Source organism: Leptolyngbya sp. FACHB-8 (genome assembly GCF_014695575.1).
GTDB lineage: Bacteria > Cyanobacteriota > Cyanobacteriia > Elainellales > Elainellaceae > Vacuolonema.
In genome coordinates this window covers 1-18,225 of the sequence record NZ_JACJOO010000073.1, presented here as the reverse complement: position 1 = coordinate 18,225, position 18,225 = coordinate 1, and the positions used below count along the sequence as shown (strand labels likewise).

Sequence of the window (18,225 nt, the reverse complement as noted above, 5' to 3'; positions counted from 1 at the left end):
GGCTTGCTCTTGTTCAGGTTGCATGGCTTTGTCTGCGAAGTAGATAGCTCTGATTTTCGCTGATACAACCTAACTTTTCCAGCACTTCAGTTCCTCTTAGGCATTTCTACTCATCGCAAAGGTGACATGCTCCCTTGGGGTTCTAATTGCCATTCTTCAAACGTTGGTAAAACTTACCTTAAATTCGGTAAGGTGGTGATTGATCAAGATGCCGATATTCTTGGCAAACTTTATCCAAACACAGAAGATTAAACTCAATAACGAAGTTGGTATGGATTGGGTACGCCGCAACTTTGAGAGTTTCCCACAAGTTGTAGAACCTAATCTTTCTAGATAATATTTGATTACTTGCTTGAATACGCTTGAAGTGATTCTCTCAGCATTTTCAAAGTACTTGCAAAACAAGTTTTAGAGCCAAGCTACACTTGTCAGTACGAAGATTGACAACCACTCAGGACGCCGCAAGTTTATTAGTAGATTTTGCAATTCGTGCTACCAATTCAGCACGAGAGGAAACCTCAAGCTTGCGGAACATCCGTTTCAACGCTTGCTTGACAGTATGTTCAGTAATCCACAAGGCTGTGCCGATCTGAGCATTGGTGAGTCCCTGAGCAACCAAATCAGCAATTTGCATCTCTCGTGGAGTCAAGCGATGTTCTACAGAAGTCGCTGCATCGTTGCAAGTCAGATCAGAGACTACAGGTTTTGCGCGCAATTCTGCAAGCCGTGTTGAGAGATGGAGACAGAGCGCACTTAAATCGGCTAAATCTTCTGCATTAAAAGCTGAATCATCACGATGTCGGGTAAAAGCAATTCCTCCAACCAGATGTCCTTGGTTAATGATCGGTCCCAATAAAACGTGCCCATGGTCAGCCCTAGGGCAAATTGTTTGCCAAACACCCGGAGGGAGAATGATCTCCTCATGGACAGCCGTATGGCGCTGCATCAGATAACGCAGCACAGGATTGTAATCTACCGACATTGCTAGCCTTAACATCCTCGGCGTATTTTCATCCGCAGTAGGAAGCTGATCTAAAAAACTCAGTCCCCAGCGATTGGCAGCAAAATATGCACCGAGTTTTGCCATAATTGCTTCCCTTAACTCGGTTTCATCTTGTGCTTGAGCGATCGCTTGAAACAGGGGCTGTAAAGGAGTTTCCATCATGATTACCATCCAGCTTGCCAGGGGCTAATACAGCAAAGTGTACTCGATCGAGGTCTATTGCATGGTTGATTGTCAGTTTAATTTAATTTCAGGTTGCTACAACCAAACCGCTTGATTCAACCCTAATGAGCGAACAAATCTATGGATTCCTCTATGCCTTCATTCGATACGATCGCCAAATCAACACCCGAACATACTCTGACTTCTCCAAAACCCGCTATCACCGGCTTCTACGCAATAGCGGTTCTGTTTAACCTCTGTCTGGTTGCTCAGGTGTTAACGGTTGGACTGGCTTACTTTGATAACCCCGTTTGGTGGAATACTCATGTCTGGCTCGTGCGAGGTTACAGTGGGCTATCTCTGGTTCTTTTGGCTTGGGTTTATTGGATTCCATTTCCTCAACGAGTCCGAATGCTGACCCTGAGCCTCCCCATCTTATTAGGCTTGCAATTCCTGACGATTCATGGGCAACTTCTTCTGCCAGTTCCCTTAGCCATTTTTCATCCCCTACTCGGATTCTCCCTGTTTTCTGTTTCTTCAACCCTAGTTCATCGGGTGGGACACCTTCTCTTCCCGGCACAAGACAAGAACACCAGCATAACCATTTAGCAATACTCTGGACAGTTTTTCTAAAACCCTTGCTTTTGCGTGCGCTTTGCGCACGCAAAAGCAAGGGTTTTAGAAAAACTGTCCGAACTAATGATTTAGGAGACTTCCATGATGAAGACTGATCTACAGGTTGTAGTGGGCACACAATGGTTGGGCGATCGCCTCGATGATCCCAATGTGCGAATTGTCGAAGTTGAAATGAGTCCAGACCATTACCAAGCAGCTCACATTCCAGGTGCCATTTTTTGGAATATCATGACCGATCTGCTGCTGCCAGACTTGCGCCAAAATCTGGATATCTATCACATTGAACGATTGCTCTCGCGATCGGGCATCACCAACGAAACAACCGTTGTTGCCTATGGCAGTTACCCCGGAACAGGAGCCTGGATTTTCTGGTGTTCTACTTTCTACGAAAGGGGATTAACCATGGGTAATCCCATTAGGGAGGGCACGGTGTGTACGCACCGTGCCCTCCCTAAATTGTTTTTGTGGTTTTCGGATAGGTTTTTAGAACCACAAACGAAAGCTCATTACTTTCGGCAAGTTTGCCGCAGAATGGATTGGCCATTTTGCGATACCCGTAATTCAGCAAATCCGTTGGGAAATCTAGGGGAATTCCAAGCATCTTCCAGCACATAGACCGTGTTGGAATTGGTAAATTCGTAATTCCAGGAAGAACCACTATAGATTCGCCGTCCGTTAGCTAACTCCAGATTGCCCCGATCGCTACGAGAACGGTAGGAGTACTGGTCCCGCCCTGTTTCAGCCAGGGTAACGGTATAAGGACCGCATGTATAGGTGTGTGACCAGCGGGAGGGCTGTTGGTCAGGTTCCTCAAGAACTTGGATAAAGTTGCCGTTAATCCAACCCTCAACGCCAGATTGGGGAAAGCGGACGTAGTGCCAGGGAAAGCCATCGCGCGTCGTACTGCGGATAACTTCGACGCGATCGCCCACCAGGCCATAACCCGGACTGGAAGCGCTAGTGGAGGGTTGTGTCCGTATATTGACCCGAGAACCGGGGGTAGCCCCAGTAATTCGACCCGGAACAGCTAAAGCTGGCAAACTAATGCTGAGCGCCAAAATGGTTACAGAAACTGCCTTGAAAAAGGTGGAACGCCAGGGTGAAAAGTGCCGCATAGGAACTCTTTATGAGGTGATGGAAATGGCAAAACGTTAGGGAAGAAAATTAGGAATGCTGTTCAAGCGTAACCCTTAACAACAGAGTGGCTTTTCCCTATGTATAACTACCACTTTGATTTTTGAATTTCCAGATTGTAGCGGTTGTATCAGAAATCTTTAGACCAATTTACCCAAAAGCTAGGCCAGATGTACTCGTCTCCACATCTTGCACCTTGCTAAAATCAAGACCCCAAAATGGATTGTGCCATGGCTCCGCAAAGGCATCATCCAGGGGTCTTGGTGCAACATGTGGGCATAGCCATTCAAGTTAGGACAAAAAGAGGGGCGCATCCCACTTCTGCAGATGGAAAATCCAGTTTTGCGAGTGCGGCAGGTTTCGCCCGCCGCACTCGCAAAACTGGAGGATGAAATAGATAGAGTGTAGCGATCGCCTCGGCCTCAAAGCTCGACCTTACTTGCACAACCTGTGCGAATCTTGCTGAGTTGCTACAATGACGCTCTAAATTCTTTCAGTGCCATCCCAACATCTCGGCGAAACAGCCGGGTAAACGAGCTGTGATTGTTGAAACCTACTGAAAATGTAATTTAGTGATACTGGGTTGATTAGGTGTTTATCCGTTGTAAGCATGATAAATGAAAACAGTGACTATTTGGGCAATTAAAGAGCGTGCACAATTTACTGCACCTGGCACAGTAAATTGTGCATGCTCTTTAATTGCCAGGTTAATCCGTTAGAGCATTCGTTAGGATGGAGACGTTGCCCGATTTCCGTGTTTTGTTAGAGATATGATTGCAATCTTGAGTTGGGGTTCGTTGATTTGGAAACCTCAAGATCTTCCTTATGAAGGAGCCTGGAAGCAGGGCGGTCCTGCCCTTCCAGTAGAGTTCACAAGGGTTAAAACTGCCCGTCCACTCACATTGGTACTTGATCCGGTGAATGGTGTTGATTGTCCTACACGGTTTGCCTGGAGTTCGCGCACAAACCTTGCTGATGCGATTCAAGATCTCCAAAGCCGAGAAAATGCAAGTTTAGAAGAAACTGGCTATATCGATCTACAGCAAAATCTCAGTTCTGTTCGAGACCACCCTGAACAGATTAATATTGATCGCATCGTGCGGCAATGGTGCCACAAGCAGCAAATTACTGCGGCAGTTTGGACAGCAATCCCTCCTAATTTCAAAGATGAGTTGGGAGTTGATTTTTCTGTGGAGGCAGCAATGCAGTACTTTGAGCAACTACCGAAACCTGACCAGGACAGTGTGATGGAATACATCCAGAATACGCCGTCCGAAATTACCACTCCGTTTCGACAGCACGTAGAAGCGCGATGGATGATGCGATGAAAGTACGCTTTTGTAAAGCGACTGAGAGGATCAGTAGATCGCAAACGAGTGTTTTGGACGTGTAAAGCACGGCCAAAACTAGAGGGAAGGGGCGCGACGTGTGCCCATTCCCTCTAGCTTATGAATCATATTTGCGACCTACTGAGGATGATTTACGGTGATGAAGCCAGATGACGATGCTTTGTTATTTGCTCTTGAATCGCCTCAACTGCCTGCATCACACCATTTTCAGTCTGAAGTTTTTCTCCCAGTGCGTTGGCTTGTTGTTGCATGGCTGTATCTAGCGAAACCGCTTGAATCGCTTGGGATAGATTCGTGACAGTCAATTTTTTTTGGGGAATTGGACGTGTCCCAACACCTAGCTCGAAAACTTGTTTACCCCAAAACGGTTGGTCGCCAAAGAATGGACAAATAATAGTTGGTTTTCCGGCTCGTAACCCTGCTCCAGTCGTACCTGCCCCACCATGATGCACAACGGCAAGGCACTGGGGAAAGAGCCAGTCATGCGGGGCAGATTGCAAAATATGGATGGCATTGGGAACCTCCGATGCAGCTAGACCACCCCACCCTGTTGCTAAAATAGCTCGCTGACCAGATTGGCGAACGGCATCCATCACAAGCCTTGTTGTTTTAGCCGCATCCTGAGAGGCCATGCTGCCAAACCCGACGTAAACGGGAGGGGGGCCACCGGCTAAAAACGCCACTAAATCCGCTGGCGGTTGCCAATCCGAAGAAGAATCGAGAAACCAGTAGCCTGCCACGATCGAAGCATCGTCCCAATCAGCGGGGGGTGGAACCACATGACGACTATACGCATACAGTTTAGGAACGGGACGACCATGCAGCGATCGCTCATCTCGAAATGGGGGCAACCCTAGTTTTTCTTGCCGCCATCGGTTAATCAAACGACGATATGGCAGCAGAGAAGCCTGAAGGAACAACGTATAACTGAGGTAATTTAGAAATCCACCATAATTACCGCCACCAACGATGGGATTGGCGAACGATCGCGTCGGAGAGTAAATTGGGAACGCCATTGCCAGAAATCCAGGAATGCCCAGCTTATCTGCGATGTGATATCCCGCCAGGGGTTTCGCATGGTATACCACTGCATCCGGGTTGTACTGTCGAGCAATCTCCCAAGCATCATCCATCATCTGCCGCAGCATGGGCATGATTTGCTTCAAGCTGATGGACTTTTTGCCCGCCAAGGCAGCCTTTCCGGTATCCGTTTGCGCTAATTGGGCAAAGGGTGCGCGCAGAGGGGCAAAGTCTAGAGCATGGCTTGTCACCAGGGAAGAAAAGCTGGGATCAGTGGCAAGCAGCACTTCAAAACCTGCCTGTTTCAACCCCTTACCCAATGCAACATAGGGTTGCACGTCTCCTTGAGAACCTGCTGTTAGGACTAGGATGCGTTTGCTCATACAGCGATTGCCAGAATTGCGATCAGACAGGAAGAATGGATGATTAGCGATCGCCCGATAGGAGAAATATCGAGCACGCATATTAACACAGAATATTCAAACCCTAGGTATGGGCCAGAACTGGCACATGGAAGATCAGGCCTCTAATTTGGCATCCATTGTAATTTCTGCGTTTAGCACCTTTGAAACCGGGCAATTGATTTTTGCCGTGTTTGCTGCCGATTCAAACACCTGTTGATCTGCACCTGGTATTCTCGCTGTAACATCTAGATGCACCTTGGTAATCGCAAAGCCACCCTCTACTTTGTCGATAGTGACACTTGCTGTTGCCTTGATGCTCTCCGCCGTGATGCCAGCTTCACTCAGCTGAGCAGATAATGCCATGGAGAAACAACCCGCATGAGCAGCGGCAATCAACTCTTCGGGATTCGTACCGATTCCATTCTCAAAGCGTGTGCTAAAGGAGTACTGAGTTTCAGATAGAACACCACTATCTGTTGAAATTACGCCTCCTCCATCCTTGATTCCACCTTTCCATTCTGCTGAGGCTTTGCGTTTCATCTGCTCTCCTTTGATAGGTTATCTGTAATCAACTCATACTGAAAAGTTACAATTTGAAGCGCTTTGGTTACAGCCGTTCCTTTTGAATCCACTAAACCTTCCATAAGGTAAAGATTGAGCTGCTACTAGCGATCGCACTCTACAGGTATAGAAACTGCCAGAAGGCAGTTTGTTCTGGAGTGCTGCTGATTTATTGCGCTCTGTTATCGATCCTACCGCTGCAATAAAGTGAGATAACCTCACTTTTCTACCAAAGATTGGAGTGCTGAGAAATATCCATTTTACTTAAGTAAAGTAAACTAGCTTTGCTTTTTATGCTGGCAACCCTCATCCTTTAGATAGAGAAAGTGTTTATCATTCACTTGAGTTACAGGTAAACGGGACCGGGAGCAACACCCTTATTGTGAGGCTTTACTGCCAATTCCCCCACTAACTAAGGTGGGAACCGCTACAGGGGGAATTCTAGAGAAGGGAATTTAAGGCTGTTTTAGAACGCCTGAGTCAAGGGAGACAACGGTTATGGATTTGATATGGCAAAGAACCCAGTGGAATACACGCAGCAGAGCTACTTTAGGGCTGATTTTGCTCATCGTAGCTGGGTGGTTAGGGAATTATTTCCGCTGGTCGTTCTTTTTCCATCTCGACTTTTTATTTGGAACGATCGCTAGCTGGTTGGTCCTGGGTCTATATGGGCAGCGTTGGTGTATTCCAGCCGTTATTCTGTCTAGCAGTTATACCTATGTCCTCTGGAAGCATCCCTATGCCGTTATCATCTTTACCTGTGAAGCCCTATTTGTTAGTTGGTTATTCCGTCGTTCTCGCCAAAACCTCGTTCTATTAGACGGCATCTACTGGATTTGCATTGGGATGCCTTTGGTCTGGCTGTTCTATCATCACATCCTGCATCACGATTCCACCCAGACCACCATCATCATGTTAAAGCAGGCTGTCAATGGCATTTTTAATGCCCTAGTTGCCAGCCTTATTCTGATCTATCTCCCCATTCATCGCTGGTTTAACCGCCCTCAAGGAATCATCTCTCTCTCTCTGCAACAAACCTTATTCAATCTGCTCGTTGCCTTCGTCTTCTTTCCCACCTTAATGCTCATGGCTTTAGACAGCCATCGTGTAGTCGACAATATTGAAATAACAGCCCAGGAAGACCTCAGGGCAACATCTACAGAATTAGGGGCACAGCTCGATGCATGGCACGAGCAACTGTTGCATGCCACAGGAGAGTTAGCTCAGATTGCTGCTCAGTCTAAACTGGCCCAGACGGTTCAATTGCAGCAAAGTACAGAACTCACCCAACGAGAATTTCTAGATTTTCACACCCTCTACGTTGTTACCCCTACCGGTCAGGTCAGTGCTGTTTCTTCTGCCTTAGACTTGCCAGCAGAAGCTACTACAGGATTCAGTCTGGCAGGCGTTCCCTACTTTGAAGCGATTCGTAACACCCGTCAACCAACCCTATCGGGTTTGTTGACACCATTAAGTGGTATATCAGCGCCTGGGGTAATTCTGAGTACTCCTGTGATTCAGGAAAATCGCCTGTTGGGCTTTGTTATCAGTGAGATTGATCTGAATCGCATTGAGCATCTTTTCGAAACTTATACCAACAAAGGGCTGCAAATTACGCTGCTCGATCGCAATGACACGACCGTCATCAGCACTCAGAGCGATCGCACAGTAGCCCAACCGTTTGACCCACAGCGTGGGGGTGAGATTCGGGCGATCACTTCAGATGTCTATCAATGGTTTCCCACAACAAACAGTCCACTGATGGTGCTGTGGGCTAATTCCTTCTTTGTCCGCGAGGTTGCTCTAGAGAATCAGATTCCCTGGAAATTGCTGCTTGAGGTTCCTGCTGCCCCCTATGTTTCTCAGGTGCTGCGGGTTCACGTCAGAAGTCTGACCATTCTGATGTTAATTTCGGGATTAGCCCTGGCATTGGCAACCCTACTCACTCGCCGATTGGTGAGTCCTCTCTCCCAGCTAGCACGAGTCACCACAGACTTACCTAACCAATTAGTAGAGCAAAAATCGATTGACTGGCCCAGTAGCACAGTCATGGAAATTGGCTCCCTCGTCCGAAATTTCAAGGTCATGTCCTCCACCCTGACGCAAAAATTTCAAGAATTGCAAAATGCCAAAGAAACTGCTGATGCAGCGAATCGGGCGAAAAGTCAGTTTCTAGCCAACATGAGTCATGAATTACGAACCCCCCTGAATGCCATTCTCGGTTTTACTCAACTCCTCACGCGTAATTCTCCTCCCGGATCAGAAATCTCAGAACTCGCTATTATTCAGCGCAGCGGGGAGCATTTGCTAGAGTTAGTCAACGATGTGCTGGAAATGTCAAAAATTGAGGCAGGTCGAGTCACCCTGAGCAAGACCAGTTTTGATCTGTATCTCTTGCTTGACACCTTAGAGGAAATGCTGCAATTACGGGCTGAATCTAAAGGGTTGCAACTGATATTTAGCTGCTCACCCAATCTTCCCCGATATGTCCGAACTGATGAGCGGAAACTCCGCCAGGTTCTACTCAATTTGCTGGGAAATGCGATTAAATTTACGCAAGCAGGAAGCGTTATGTTGCGGGTGAGAAGCGAGGAGGCAGAAGGCAGAGGGCAGAAGGCAGAAGCTCCTCCCCGCTCCTCATCTTCCCTCCTCACCCTCTACTTTGAAGTTGAAGACACTGGACCGGGTATTGCTGCTCATGAAATGAATCAGTTATTTGAGGCTTTCTCTCAAACAGAAATAGGACAGAAATCCCAACAGGGAACCGGTTTGGGGCTAGCTATTAGCCGACAATTTGTGCGCTTAATGGGGGGAGATATCACAGCTGACAGTGTGTTAGGTCGGGGTGCTACCTTTGCCTTTGATATGAAAGTCGAACTGGGAGATCCGGCAAAGATTGGGGTGCAACAGCCCTCTTGCCGGGTGATTGGGCTTGCCCCTGATCAGCCGAAATACCGTATTTTGGTTGTCGATGATCGTTGGGTGAATCGCCAATTGTTGCTTCGACTTCTGGAACCGATCGGGTTTGAAGTTCGTGACGCTGAAGATGGGCAGCAGGCGATCGCCCTCTGGAAAGAATGGCAGCCTCATCTGATCTGGATGGATATGCGAATGCCTGTGATGGATGGCTATGAAGCAACCCGGTATATTAAAGCCCATTTGCAAGGCCAGGCAACGGTGATTATTGCCATCACAGCCAGTACCCTTGATGAAGAGCGGGCCATTGTCTTGGCCGCAGGCTGTGACGATTTTGTCAGGAAGCCTGTTTGGGAAGAAACTGTGTTTGAGAAGATGGCTCAATATTTAGGAGTTCGTTATCGTTATGAAGCGAAGGATCAAGAAGACACACAAAACGGAGGAATGAAAACAGCGAACGGTCGGATGAATGAGGTTACTCGTCCGTCCGTCCTCTCGTCTGCTTCTCTTCAGGTCATGCCTTCTAGTTGGATTGATCAACTCCATCAGGCGGCTATGCAACTCGACGATAAGCAAATTTTCTCGCTGATTGCGATGATTCCCCCGGAACATGCTGCCATGGCCAGTGCTCTAATGGATTTGGTCAATCGAGTACGTTTTGATACGATTGTCAACCTATCTCAACCCGTTGTTCAGACATGAAACATGAACAGCCCGAGGCAACGAAAGGCAATATTTTGATTGTTGACGATGCTTTGGACAATCTGAATCTGTTGTACGCAACGCTAACCCAGCAGGGGTACGGGGTGCGGAAGGCTATCAACGGCTCCATGGCACTGATGGGGGTACAGGCGGCTCCTCCTGACTTGATTCTGTTGGATATCCGGATGCCAGATATGGATGGCTACGAGGTCTGTCAACTGCTGAAAGCGTCCGAAGAAACCCGCGATATTCCGATTATTTTTCTCAGCGCTCTGGATGAACCACTGGACAAAGTGCAGGCGTTCTCATTAGGGGCAGCGGATTACATCACCAAACCCTTCCAAACTGAAGAGGTCCTCGCTCGGATTGAGAATCAATTGGCGCTTCAGGCTGCCAAAGCAGAAATTCGCAGGTTCAACGCGGAACTGGAACAACGGGTGCAGCAACGCACCGCTCAGCTTGAAGCCGCAAACCAGGAATTGCAACGGGAAATTAGGGAGCGACAGCGAGCTGAGGAGACGCTCCGGCAACAGGCAGAACAGAAGCAATTGGTAACGGCGATCGCCCAACACATTCGTCAGTCCTTAGACCTGGACACCATTCTCAATACCACCGTGGCGGAAATCCGCCAGCTTTTGCAAGTCGATCGCGTTCTGATTTATCGGTTTGAGCCCGATTGGAGTGGCGTGGTTGTGGTTGAGTCTGTCGCTAAACGCGACTACTCAATTATCGAAAAAACCTTTATCGATCATTGCTTCCAACAAGGCTTTGTTGAGCAATACAGGCAAGGACGAATTCAAAACCTGGAGGATATTTATACCGGGGGGTTGGCTCAGTGCCATATTGATCTCTTAGCAGACTTGGGGGTGAGGGCAAACTTAGTTGTGCCGATTGTGCAAGAGGAAAAACTGTGGGGCCTTCTACTCGCCAATCAATGTGTTCAGCCACGCCAATGGACACCTCTGGAAATTGACCTGATGAAGCAACTTTCTACCCAGGTGGCGATCGCTATTCAGCAATCAGAACTCTATCACCAGGTACGACAATTCAACACTAAATTAGAGCGCCAGGTTCAAGAGCGTACTCTGCAATTGCAACAATCTCTCGATTTTGAAGCTGCCCTTAAACGCATCACGGACAAAGTTCGGGATAGCTTGGATGAAAGTCAGATATTGCAAGCGGCGGTGCAAGAACTGGCTCATGTGCTTCAGATTGAATGCTGTAATGCAGGGATTTACAACGCTGACCTGACTGCATCAACCATTGCTTTTGAATACACCACCTCTTTGCCCTACTATCAGGGTTTGGTTGTGCAGATGGTGAATCATTCAGAAATTTACCGGCAACTTCTGCAACATCAAAGCATACAGCTGTGCTATACCCAACCTCGATTAATTCGTGAAGCTTACTACCAATTCGCTATCCTTGCCTGTTCTGTAGCCGATGATCAGGGCGTAATTGGAGATTTGTGGCTATTTAAACCCAAAGAGGCCATGTTTGAAGACCTGGAAGTGCGGTTAGTGCAGCAGGTTGCCAACCAATGCGCCATTGCTCTGCGTCAAGCAAGGTTATATGCTGCGGCCCAAACCCAGGTGGAAACCCTGGAAGGTCTGCACCATCTTAAGGATGATTTTCTTAGCACGGTTTCCCATGAATTGCGATCGCCTGTGACAAACATGAGGATGGCGATTCAAATGCTAGAAGTTGCCCTTGAGCAAATCGAGGTGGGTTTTACAGAGACCGGAGTAGACTCGCCATCAAACAAAGCCGTTCAGAGAGCCATCCACTATTTAAACATCCTCGACAGTGAATGCGATCGGGAAATTAATCTAGTCAATGACTTGCTGGACCTACAACGGCTGGAAGCCGGCGTTCAGGACACTGACACTGACTGGATCGACTTGAATCTCTGGCTACTTAGCTTAATTGATGCTTTTGAGGAACGCACCCAAGCTCGCCAGCAACGGTTGCAGGTGGAAACACCAACCCTACTTCCTCAAATTTGTTCTAACTTTGATGCTCTCAGCCGCATCCTCACAGAACTGCTGCACAATGCCTGCAAATACACCCCACCTGGAGAAACCATTACCGTAACAGCCCAAGTCGATCCATCTTCTCGCTTCTCGCTGCAATCCTTATCTCTGATTCGATCCCAAGAAGCGGGCAAAGCGGTGCGTCTTGCCACTTTTCTATTGAGTGTCACCAACTTTGGAGTAGAAATTCCTGCCGATGAACTCCCTCGTATTTTCGAGAAGTTTTACCGGGTTGCCAGTACCGATCGATGGCAGCAAGGGGGAACTGGTTTGGGGTTAGCTCTGGTGAAAAAGCTGGTAGAACATTTGGGGGGAACGATTGAAGTCAGAAGCATTCAGAGGCAGACAACTTTTAGGATAGAGTTGCCCATTACTTGTTAATTCAATAAAGGCAAATCACCGCATGGGGACGCTATTTCTCAGCGATCGACTATATTTGATCAAATCTTTGTTGAAGAAAATCAACCTATCATTGAGACAAATAGTTCTGACATTGATTACCGAATCTGCCTTTATTTGCATAGAAGTTTCTACTATGGCTACTCCCATCCAACCCCCATTGACTGACATCTGGCCCTCATTGCCAGTTGCGGCTTGGCAAGATACCAACACAACCTTACATCTATGGACACAAATTATCGGCAAGATTCGGTTATCCCTTACTCCTAAAGTGAATCATTGGTGGCATTCAACTCTATACGTTACACCACGCGGGCTTACAACTGCAGCGATTCCTTATGGGGTCCGTACCTTTCAAATCACCTTTGATTTTCTCAACCATCACCTGTTAATAGAAACGAATGATGGGATTACCCAAGCGATCGCACTCATGCCACGCTCGGTTGCTGATTTTTATCAAACTGTGATGCGTACTCTCAAGGATATTGGAATTGAGGTGCAGATTTGGACAATGCCTCAGGAAATTACTGATCCTATTCCCTTTGAGCAAGACGATCAGCATGCAGCTTACGATGCAGAATGCGCCCAACGATTTTGGCAAATTCTGGTACAGTGCGATCGCCTCCTCACTCTTTTTCGCTCTCAGTATGCTGGAAAGTGCAGCCCGGTGCATTTCTTCTGGGGTAGCTTTGATCTTGCCGTCACCCGTTTTTCCGGACGACGTGCGCCAGAGCATCCAGGTGGCGTTCCAGGTATGGCAGACTGGGTGACGCGAGAAACCTACTCTCATGAAGTGAGCAGTTGCGGTTTTTGGTTTGGCAAAGGTTCGATAGAGGCATTGTTTTATGCCTATGCTTATCCATCTCCTGAGGGCTTTCATGAGTACCCAGTACAACCCCAAGAAGCTTGTTTTAGCCCAGAAATGCAAGAGTTCATTCTCCCCTACGGGAGCGTGAGACAGAACAGCAACCCAGATGCGCTGGTGTTAGCTTTTTTACAAAGTACTTACGAAGCTGCTGCAAACCTGGGACACTGGGATCGTGACGCTCTAGAATACCATCCAATCTTTAAAGGTTAGCTCCTGATAAGGTGTTCTTCTCCTAGAATCAGCCATGAGCTCGATGGCCACAACACAGTATCTTTCAACCCTTCTTTAAAGGGGGTGAAAGATCGCTCCCAGTTCTTTTTCGGCTTTGGCTAACTTAAAATTTACTTTTTTCATGGGCATACTCAGTAGATCAAAAATTCTCTCAAAACCCAGAGAAAAATCGTGCAAAACGTACCTTTTCTCTAAGTTTTTGAGAAATTTCAGGCAGACCTTTACATACCCAAAACACTCTCCGTGTACTGATACTCACTGGATTAAAGCCACCAGTAATTCTCATTTTGGAATCAGGCCCGAAGATCGCGTGCCAAGGGCACGCGATCTTCGGGCCTCAAAGCCGAGATTTCGCGCCGATAGGGCGCGAAATCTCGGCTTTGAGGCCCATACTGAGAATTGCTGTAAAGCCACAGTCATTCTTGACGATTCACAGCAACTGGATGCCGGAGTAGTCTGACAGCTGATCCCCGCCCATTTAGGGCCGTTCCGATGGCCCATCGATAAAAGCATGCTCTCGCCAAACAGGCGGCTTTGAACGCAGGCTGGCTATTGCTATTGCCCGACAGATTATAGAAACTCATAGTCGTAAGATTACGGTACAAACCTTTCCTGCCAAGGGTTTCAGCTTTCAAATCAAACTAAGTAGTCCAGCTCAATTAAACATAAGACCCAAAAGACTATGCCTATTGGGTCTTATGTTTAATTGCAACAACCGAGTTACCTTTGATATCCACTCCCCCTTGAAACCTTCCTGTTACCTTTATCCCACAAGCTAAATATAGAGTTTATTACACACTCTAATTTGGATCTGGACCGAATTTAGATAGAACCCAAGAATGGCTCACCATCGGTATAAACGAATTAAATTTACCTACTGGTTACTCTTGCCCTCAATAATCCTCGGTATTTGGGCTGCAACAGAGTGGATAACAAATTGGGTTTTGAGTCATTCTTACGGTTCTACCAGTCCACTCCAGACAAGTCTTTATCCTAAGGTCCACATCTCTCAAAATCTTATTGTCACAGCAATCTATGCCAGAGTCGATCGCGACAATGATATTGTAGAAATCACTTTAGTTGTTCAAAATCCGCCTATCGAAAGACTTGAGTTCAAGTTTCCATTAACTGAAGAAGCTCACATTGAAACAGCCCTCGCTGACGAGCTACATACAACTCCTGAAGCAATAAGCAACTTGATCGAATATCGATTGGACAGGTAACCCCAAAAAGTGAGGAGTGAACCATAGAACTTACAAAGGCTACGACCAGTTTCTCCTTTGAGTATTTTCACTTCCGTTCTCAAGCTACTATCCACTCTTTTAGCACCCTATGTCTTTAGCACTTCCCTTCCTAACGAGTTATGCATCCTATGTAAAAAACCGCTTCGTTCGTAGCACGCGTCAGGTTATAGCGACACAAGAAAAATTTCTATATGATCTACTGGCCCATCATCAGAATACTGAAATTGGCCAAATGTTTGGATTGGGAAATATTAAGAGTATTGATCAGTTCCGCGAGCAGGTTCCTGTCTGGTCTTATAACGACTATGAGCCATTCTGTGAACGAATCGCTCAAGGTGAATCTAATCTCTTAAGCCCTGATCGTGTCGTTTATATTAATCTCACTAGTGGTTCAACAGGAAGAAAGAAACAAGTTCCTGTGACACAGAAATTTCAACATACATTACGGCAGGCAGACTTGGCTGGCATAGGGTTCGCCGTGGAAGGCTTGCGGAACCGGCACCGCAAGTTTGGCAAGCTTGCAATTACTAACTCCGTGCAAATTCAAGGGCGGACATCTGCTGGAATTGAGTATGGACCTGTAAGCGTTGGCAGTATTCGTAAAGGTAAACTTCTATTTGAACAAGCCTTTGCCCATCCATTTCGTGCTTTAGAAATCAGCGATACATTAGCACGGCACTACGTGTGCTTGTTGTTCTCCTTAAGAAATAGTGATTTGCGAGGGATGGTTACCAATTTTCCTATGCTCCTTCTTCGAACCTGTGGTTATTTAGAACAATATGCTGAAGATTTAATCCACGACTTAGAGCAAGGAACTATTGCAGCCTCGTTGAAAATTGAACCTGATATTCGTGCCGATCTCGAAAAGCACTGGTCAGCAGTACCCAAACGTGCAGCTCAACTGCGCTCTACTCTCCAAATAGAGGGACGGCTAACACCAAAACTTGCCTGGACAGATCTTAGCTTCGTTACAACAGCAAGAGGCGGCACTTCTGGGTTTTATCTCGATCGCTTTCCCGACTACTTTGATAATACACCTATTTTTGGCGGGGTATATGGGAGTGCAGAGGCGACCTTCAGTGTCTACCCTGACTTCAATTTTGATGGAGGAATCCTAGCAATTGAAAGCGGTTTTTTTGAGTTTGTGCCAACAGATCAGTGGCATGTTGAACATCCCAAAACACTGCTGCCTCATGAAGTAGAAATGGGACAATACTATCGGATTTTAGTCACCAGCTATAGCGGATTCTATCGTTACAACATTGGAGATGTTGTCGAGGTCGTTGGTTTTTATGAACAAACTCCTCTCATTACCTTTCGCCACCGTCAGGGTGGACTCTTATCATCAACAACAGAGAAGACAACAGAATTTCATGTAACACAGGTGATGCAACAACTCCAGCAGGAGTTCAATCTACATCTAGATGACTTTTGTATTACTCTTTCGGATGGGGAATTTCCAGCTCGCTATCTGGTCAATATTGAATTAGCTTATGATCAACAACTCAATGATGCCAAAGTATTTCTACAGCGTTTTGAATATTGGATGCGGGAGTTTAACAATCCCTATGGAACTGTACGAGAAAGCCAGGTGCCTCCACCTCGTTTAAGGATTCTAGCTCCTGGTAGTTTCGCTAAATTACGGCAACGACAGGTTGAGCGAGGGATGTTTGATTCTCAGCTCAAAATTCCTCATATTAGCGAAGACCGTAATTTTCTCTCAAACCTAGCTATTATCTATGAAATTGGGTTGGATGGCGATTCCATTGATCAGATGCCTGTTGTAGAGACGATTAGCCTTAATACTTCTCCCAGGAGTATCGGGTCTCAGCCTCGTTTAATCACCTCAGATCTACAATCATTTAGGGGAGCAAATTTAATTCAGGCAAACCTTAGCCAGGCAAATCTTAGCGGTGTAGATTTAGCTCATGCAGATCTAAGCGGTGCTGATTTAAAGGGTGCCAATCTCAGTTATGCCAATCTAACAGGTGCATATCTACGAGAAACAGACTTAAGACAAGCTAACTTAACCGGCACTATTCTGGCCAAAGCTGATTTAACGGATGCTAATTTAACAGAAGCATGTCTATTAAAGGCAGTTTTACAGGATGCGTACTTAAATCGTACTCAATTAGAGAAAACAGACTTAACCAATGCCCAATTTGGTGACGCTATTCTTTGGCAGTGCAGCTTAAAAGGTGCTCATCTTGCCTATACAACATTTCATGGAGCCGATCTAAAGAAGGTCGATTTGTCGGGAGCGAGATTATGTAACCCTGGCCTCTAACCACCAGGCTAAACTTCTTAGCAAAAGGAAAAATGCATGATAGGTGAGGTTTTCAAACCTTCGCTTTTTGAATTATTTCACTACTAGAACTCAGGAACATTCAACTTATTACATCTGTAAGTTCATGACTTTAAAGCAAACCGATCATTCCATCCCTCGCATTTCTTTATCCCAGCTTTCCCACAAAACATTTGTTGACCGGTTTCAAAGGCAAGGCTTTCCAGTTATTGTTTCAGACTTGGTCAATACTAATTTAGATTGGGATCTAGATTATCTCTGTCAGGAGCTGGACAGTTATGAGTTTTTGCTCCGGTATTACGGAAGTGACAGATATAAACAAGATAAGCGTGAGTGGACAAGCATTGGTAGCGGTGTTCAGATAAAACGATTGCCTTTCAGAGATTATGCCAAACTCCTTCGCAACCACGAAGCCCATGAGCATGACATTTATTTAGCAAAGTGTCCTCTTACCAATACACCTTTAGCAGAAGAACAAACCTTACAAGACATAGCTCAAAAGTTGAAACAACTTGGGTTCATAAAACCTGCCAGTGCTCCTAATCTTTGGATTGGTCCAGGGGGTCACATTGAGTGTTTGCATTATGATCCAACAGATGGTGTTTTAATCCAGTTACACGGCACAAAGCGTCTTATCCTCTTTCCACCTTCTCAAACTGCGAATCTTTATCCTTATCCAATCCATACTCATTTACGGTATGGATTGAAGTTAAGATGCTGGTTTAGCCAAGTCTATCCAGACACTCCAAACCTTGAAGTATTTCCTCGTTTTCGGAATGCCCTTTCTCATAAGTATGAAATTCTTCTGAATCCAGGAGAAGCACTCTATATACCTGCTGGATGGTGGCATGAAGTAACAGCATTAGGGAATGAAATGGTATGCTCTGTCAACCAATTTTGGGGCGTTTATCCCATACGGAGATCCATTACTACCTGGAATCGGTGGAGAGCTTTTTTAGGAAGTTTCTGCGCTATTCCTTATACCCTACTCAGTTTATTAGTTGCAGTTTGCAAGGGTCGAGGACGAGAAAAAATTAAAGAAATCACCCAAATGCTGTAAATCTCGATTGACAAGTTTCCATTCCTTTAATTGGAGCTATTCCATCTGTCTGCTCAATCACCGCCGGACATTGAATGCAAATAAGCAGCCCTCTAAAGGTCATTTGAGAGCTTCTTAATATTTTCTATCATCCCTGTTATCACTGGCTTTCAGGCTTCTATTCTAAAAGCTGAACGTTTAACACCCACGTTTGAGCCA

The 18,225-nt window shown here is 46.3% G+C and carries 12 protein-coding genes and 2 pseudogenes; 10 read left to right on the top strand and 4 right to left on the bottom strand.

Annotation, left to right across the window (positions count from 1 at the left end; translation table 11 throughout):
* Positions 1 to 171: 171 nt before the first annotated feature.
* Positions 172 to 337, top strand: a pseudogene (locus H6F91_RS28600) ((2Fe-2S)-binding protein); the annotation flags it as partial.
* A 114-nt stretch (positions 338 to 451) separates the two neighbouring features.
* On the opposite strand, the gene H6F91_RS20090 reads toward H6F91_RS28600, so the two are convergent.
* Complete coding sequence (locus tag H6F91_RS20090; protein WP_190789440.1) at positions 452 to 1,162, bottom strand: LuxR C-terminal-related transcriptional regulator; 711 nt, start codon at positions 1,160 to 1,162, stop codon at positions 452 to 454.
* A gap of 156 nt (positions 1,163 to 1,318) precedes the next feature.
* Between H6F91_RS20090 and H6F91_RS20085 the strand changes: the two genes are divergently transcribed.
* Together H6F91_RS20085 and H6F91_RS28595 are read left to right on the top strand one after the other, a co-directional pair.
* Complete coding sequence (locus tag H6F91_RS20085; RefSeq protein ID WP_242035890.1) at positions 1,319 to 1,774, top strand: DUF6220 domain-containing protein; 456 nt, start codon at positions 1,319 to 1,321, stop codon at positions 1,772 to 1,774.
* 108 nt (positions 1,775 to 1,882) lie between these two features.
* Positions 1,883 to 2,173, top strand: a pseudogene (locus tag H6F91_RS28595) (rhodanese-like domain-containing protein); the annotation flags it as partial.
* 134 nt (positions 2,174 to 2,307) lie between these two features.
* Here the strand turns inward: H6F91_RS28595 and H6F91_RS20075 are convergent.
* Complete coding sequence (locus H6F91_RS20075; protein WP_190770004.1) at positions 2,308 to 2,916, bottom strand: SH3 domain-containing protein; 609 nt, start codon at positions 2,914 to 2,916, stop codon at positions 2,308 to 2,310.
* Positions 2,917 to 3,705: 789 nt separating this feature from the next.
* On the opposite strand from H6F91_RS20075, the gene H6F91_RS20070 reads away from it, so the two are divergent.
* A complete protein-coding gene (locus H6F91_RS20070; RefSeq protein ID WP_190770003.1) occupies positions 3,706 to 4,263 on the top strand; it encodes a hypothetical protein in 558 nt (185 codons plus the stop codon).
* Between the two features lie 152 nt (positions 4,264 to 4,415).
* Here H6F91_RS20070 and H6F91_RS20065 read toward each other — a convergent pair whose 3' ends face one another.
* Together H6F91_RS20065 and H6F91_RS20060 are read right to left on the bottom strand one after the other, a co-directional pair.
* Positions 4,416 to 5,768 carry a glycosyltransferase gene (locus tag H6F91_RS20065; protein WP_199307950.1) on the bottom strand — a complete coding sequence of 451 codons (1,353 nt, stop codon included), beginning with the start codon at positions 5,766 to 5,768 and terminating at the stop codon, positions 4,416 to 4,418.
* A gap of 54 nt (positions 5,769 to 5,822) precedes the next feature.
* A complete protein-coding gene (locus H6F91_RS20060) occupies positions 5,823 to 6,248 on the bottom strand; it encodes an OsmC family protein (protein ID WP_190770002.1) in 426 nt (141 codons plus the stop codon).
* 519 nt (positions 6,249 to 6,767) lie between these two features.
* Here H6F91_RS20060 and H6F91_RS28020 point away from each other — a divergent pair.
* From H6F91_RS28020 to H6F91_RS20030, 6 genes are all read left to right on the top strand, one after another.
* Positions 6,768 to 9,887, top strand: a complete 3,120-nt coding sequence (locus H6F91_RS28020) for an ATP-binding protein (RefSeq protein WP_242035889.1) — start codon at positions 6,768 to 6,770, stop codon at positions 9,885 to 9,887.
* Positions 9,884 to 12,301: a GAF domain-containing protein gene (locus tag H6F91_RS20050; protein WP_190770001.1), complete on the top strand. Its 2,418-nt coding sequence runs from the start codon at positions 9,884 to 9,886 to the stop codon at positions 12,299 to 12,301. Before H6F91_RS28020 ends, H6F91_RS20050 begins: the two co-directional genes overlap by 4 nt.
* A gap of 154 nt (positions 12,302 to 12,455) precedes the next feature.
* Positions 12,456 to 13,397, top strand: coding sequence for a DUF5996 family protein (locus H6F91_RS20045; protein ID WP_190770000.1), 942 nt, complete (start codon positions 12,456 to 12,458; stop codon positions 13,395 to 13,397).
* A gap of 860 nt (positions 13,398 to 14,257) precedes the next feature.
* Positions 14,258 to 14,641, top strand: coding sequence for a hypothetical protein (locus H6F91_RS20040; RefSeq protein ID WP_190769999.1), 384 nt, complete (start codon positions 14,258 to 14,260; stop codon positions 14,639 to 14,641).
* Positions 14,642 to 14,750: 109 nt separating this feature from the next.
* Positions 14,751 to 16,949, top strand: a complete 2,199-nt coding sequence (locus H6F91_RS20035; RefSeq protein ID WP_190769998.1) for a GH3 auxin-responsive promoter family protein — start codon at positions 14,751 to 14,753, stop codon at positions 16,947 to 16,949.
* A gap of 124 nt (positions 16,950 to 17,073) precedes the next feature.
* Positions 17,074 to 18,027: a cupin-like domain-containing protein gene (locus H6F91_RS20030; protein WP_190769997.1), complete on the top strand. Its 954-nt coding sequence runs from the start codon at positions 17,074 to 17,076 to the stop codon at positions 18,025 to 18,027.
* The last annotated feature ends 198 nt before the right edge of the window (positions 18,028 to 18,225 follow it).

Bases quoted from the DNA above. Each gene is read 5' to 3' on its own strand.
- H6F91_RS20090 (WP_190789440.1), bottom strand. From the start codon at position 1,162: ATGGAAACTCCTTTACAGCCCCTGTTTCAAGCGATCGCTCAAGCACAA.
- H6F91_RS20085 (WP_242035890.1), top strand. From the start codon at position 1,319: ATGCCTTCATTCGATACGATCGCCAAATCAACACCCGAACATACTCTG.
- H6F91_RS20075 (WP_190770004.1), bottom strand. From the start codon at position 2,916: ATGCGGCACTTTTCACCCTGGCGTTCCACCTTTTTCAAGGCAGTTTCT.
- H6F91_RS20070 (WP_190770003.1), top strand. From the start codon at position 3,706: ATGATTGCAATCTTGAGTTGGGGTTCGTTGATTTGGAAACCTCAAGAT.
- H6F91_RS20065 (WP_199307950.1), bottom strand. From the start codon at position 5,768: ATGCGTGCTCGATATTTCTCCTATCGGGCGATCGCTAATCATCCATTC.
- H6F91_RS20060 (WP_190770002.1), bottom strand. From the start codon at position 6,248: ATGAAACGCAAAGCCTCAGCAGAATGGAAAGGTGGAATCAAGGATGGA.
- H6F91_RS28020 (WP_242035889.1), top strand. From the start codon at position 6,768: ATGGATTTGATATGGCAAAGAACCCAGTGGAATACACGCAGCAGAGCT.
- H6F91_RS20050 (WP_190770001.1), top strand. From the start codon at position 9,884: ATGAAACATGAACAGCCCGAGGCAACGAAAGGCAATATTTTGATTGTT.
- H6F91_RS20045 (WP_190770000.1), top strand. From the start codon at position 12,456: ATGGCTACTCCCATCCAACCCCCATTGACTGACATCTGGCCCTCATTG.
- H6F91_RS20040 (WP_190769999.1), top strand. From the start codon at position 14,258: ATGGCTCACCATCGGTATAAACGAATTAAATTTACCTACTGGTTACTC.
- H6F91_RS20035 (WP_190769998.1), top strand. From the start codon at position 14,751: ATGTCTTTAGCACTTCCCTTCCTAACGAGTTATGCATCCTATGTAAAA.
- H6F91_RS20030 (WP_190769997.1), top strand. From the start codon at position 17,074: ATGACTTTAAAGCAAACCGATCATTCCATCCCTCGCATTTCTTTATCC.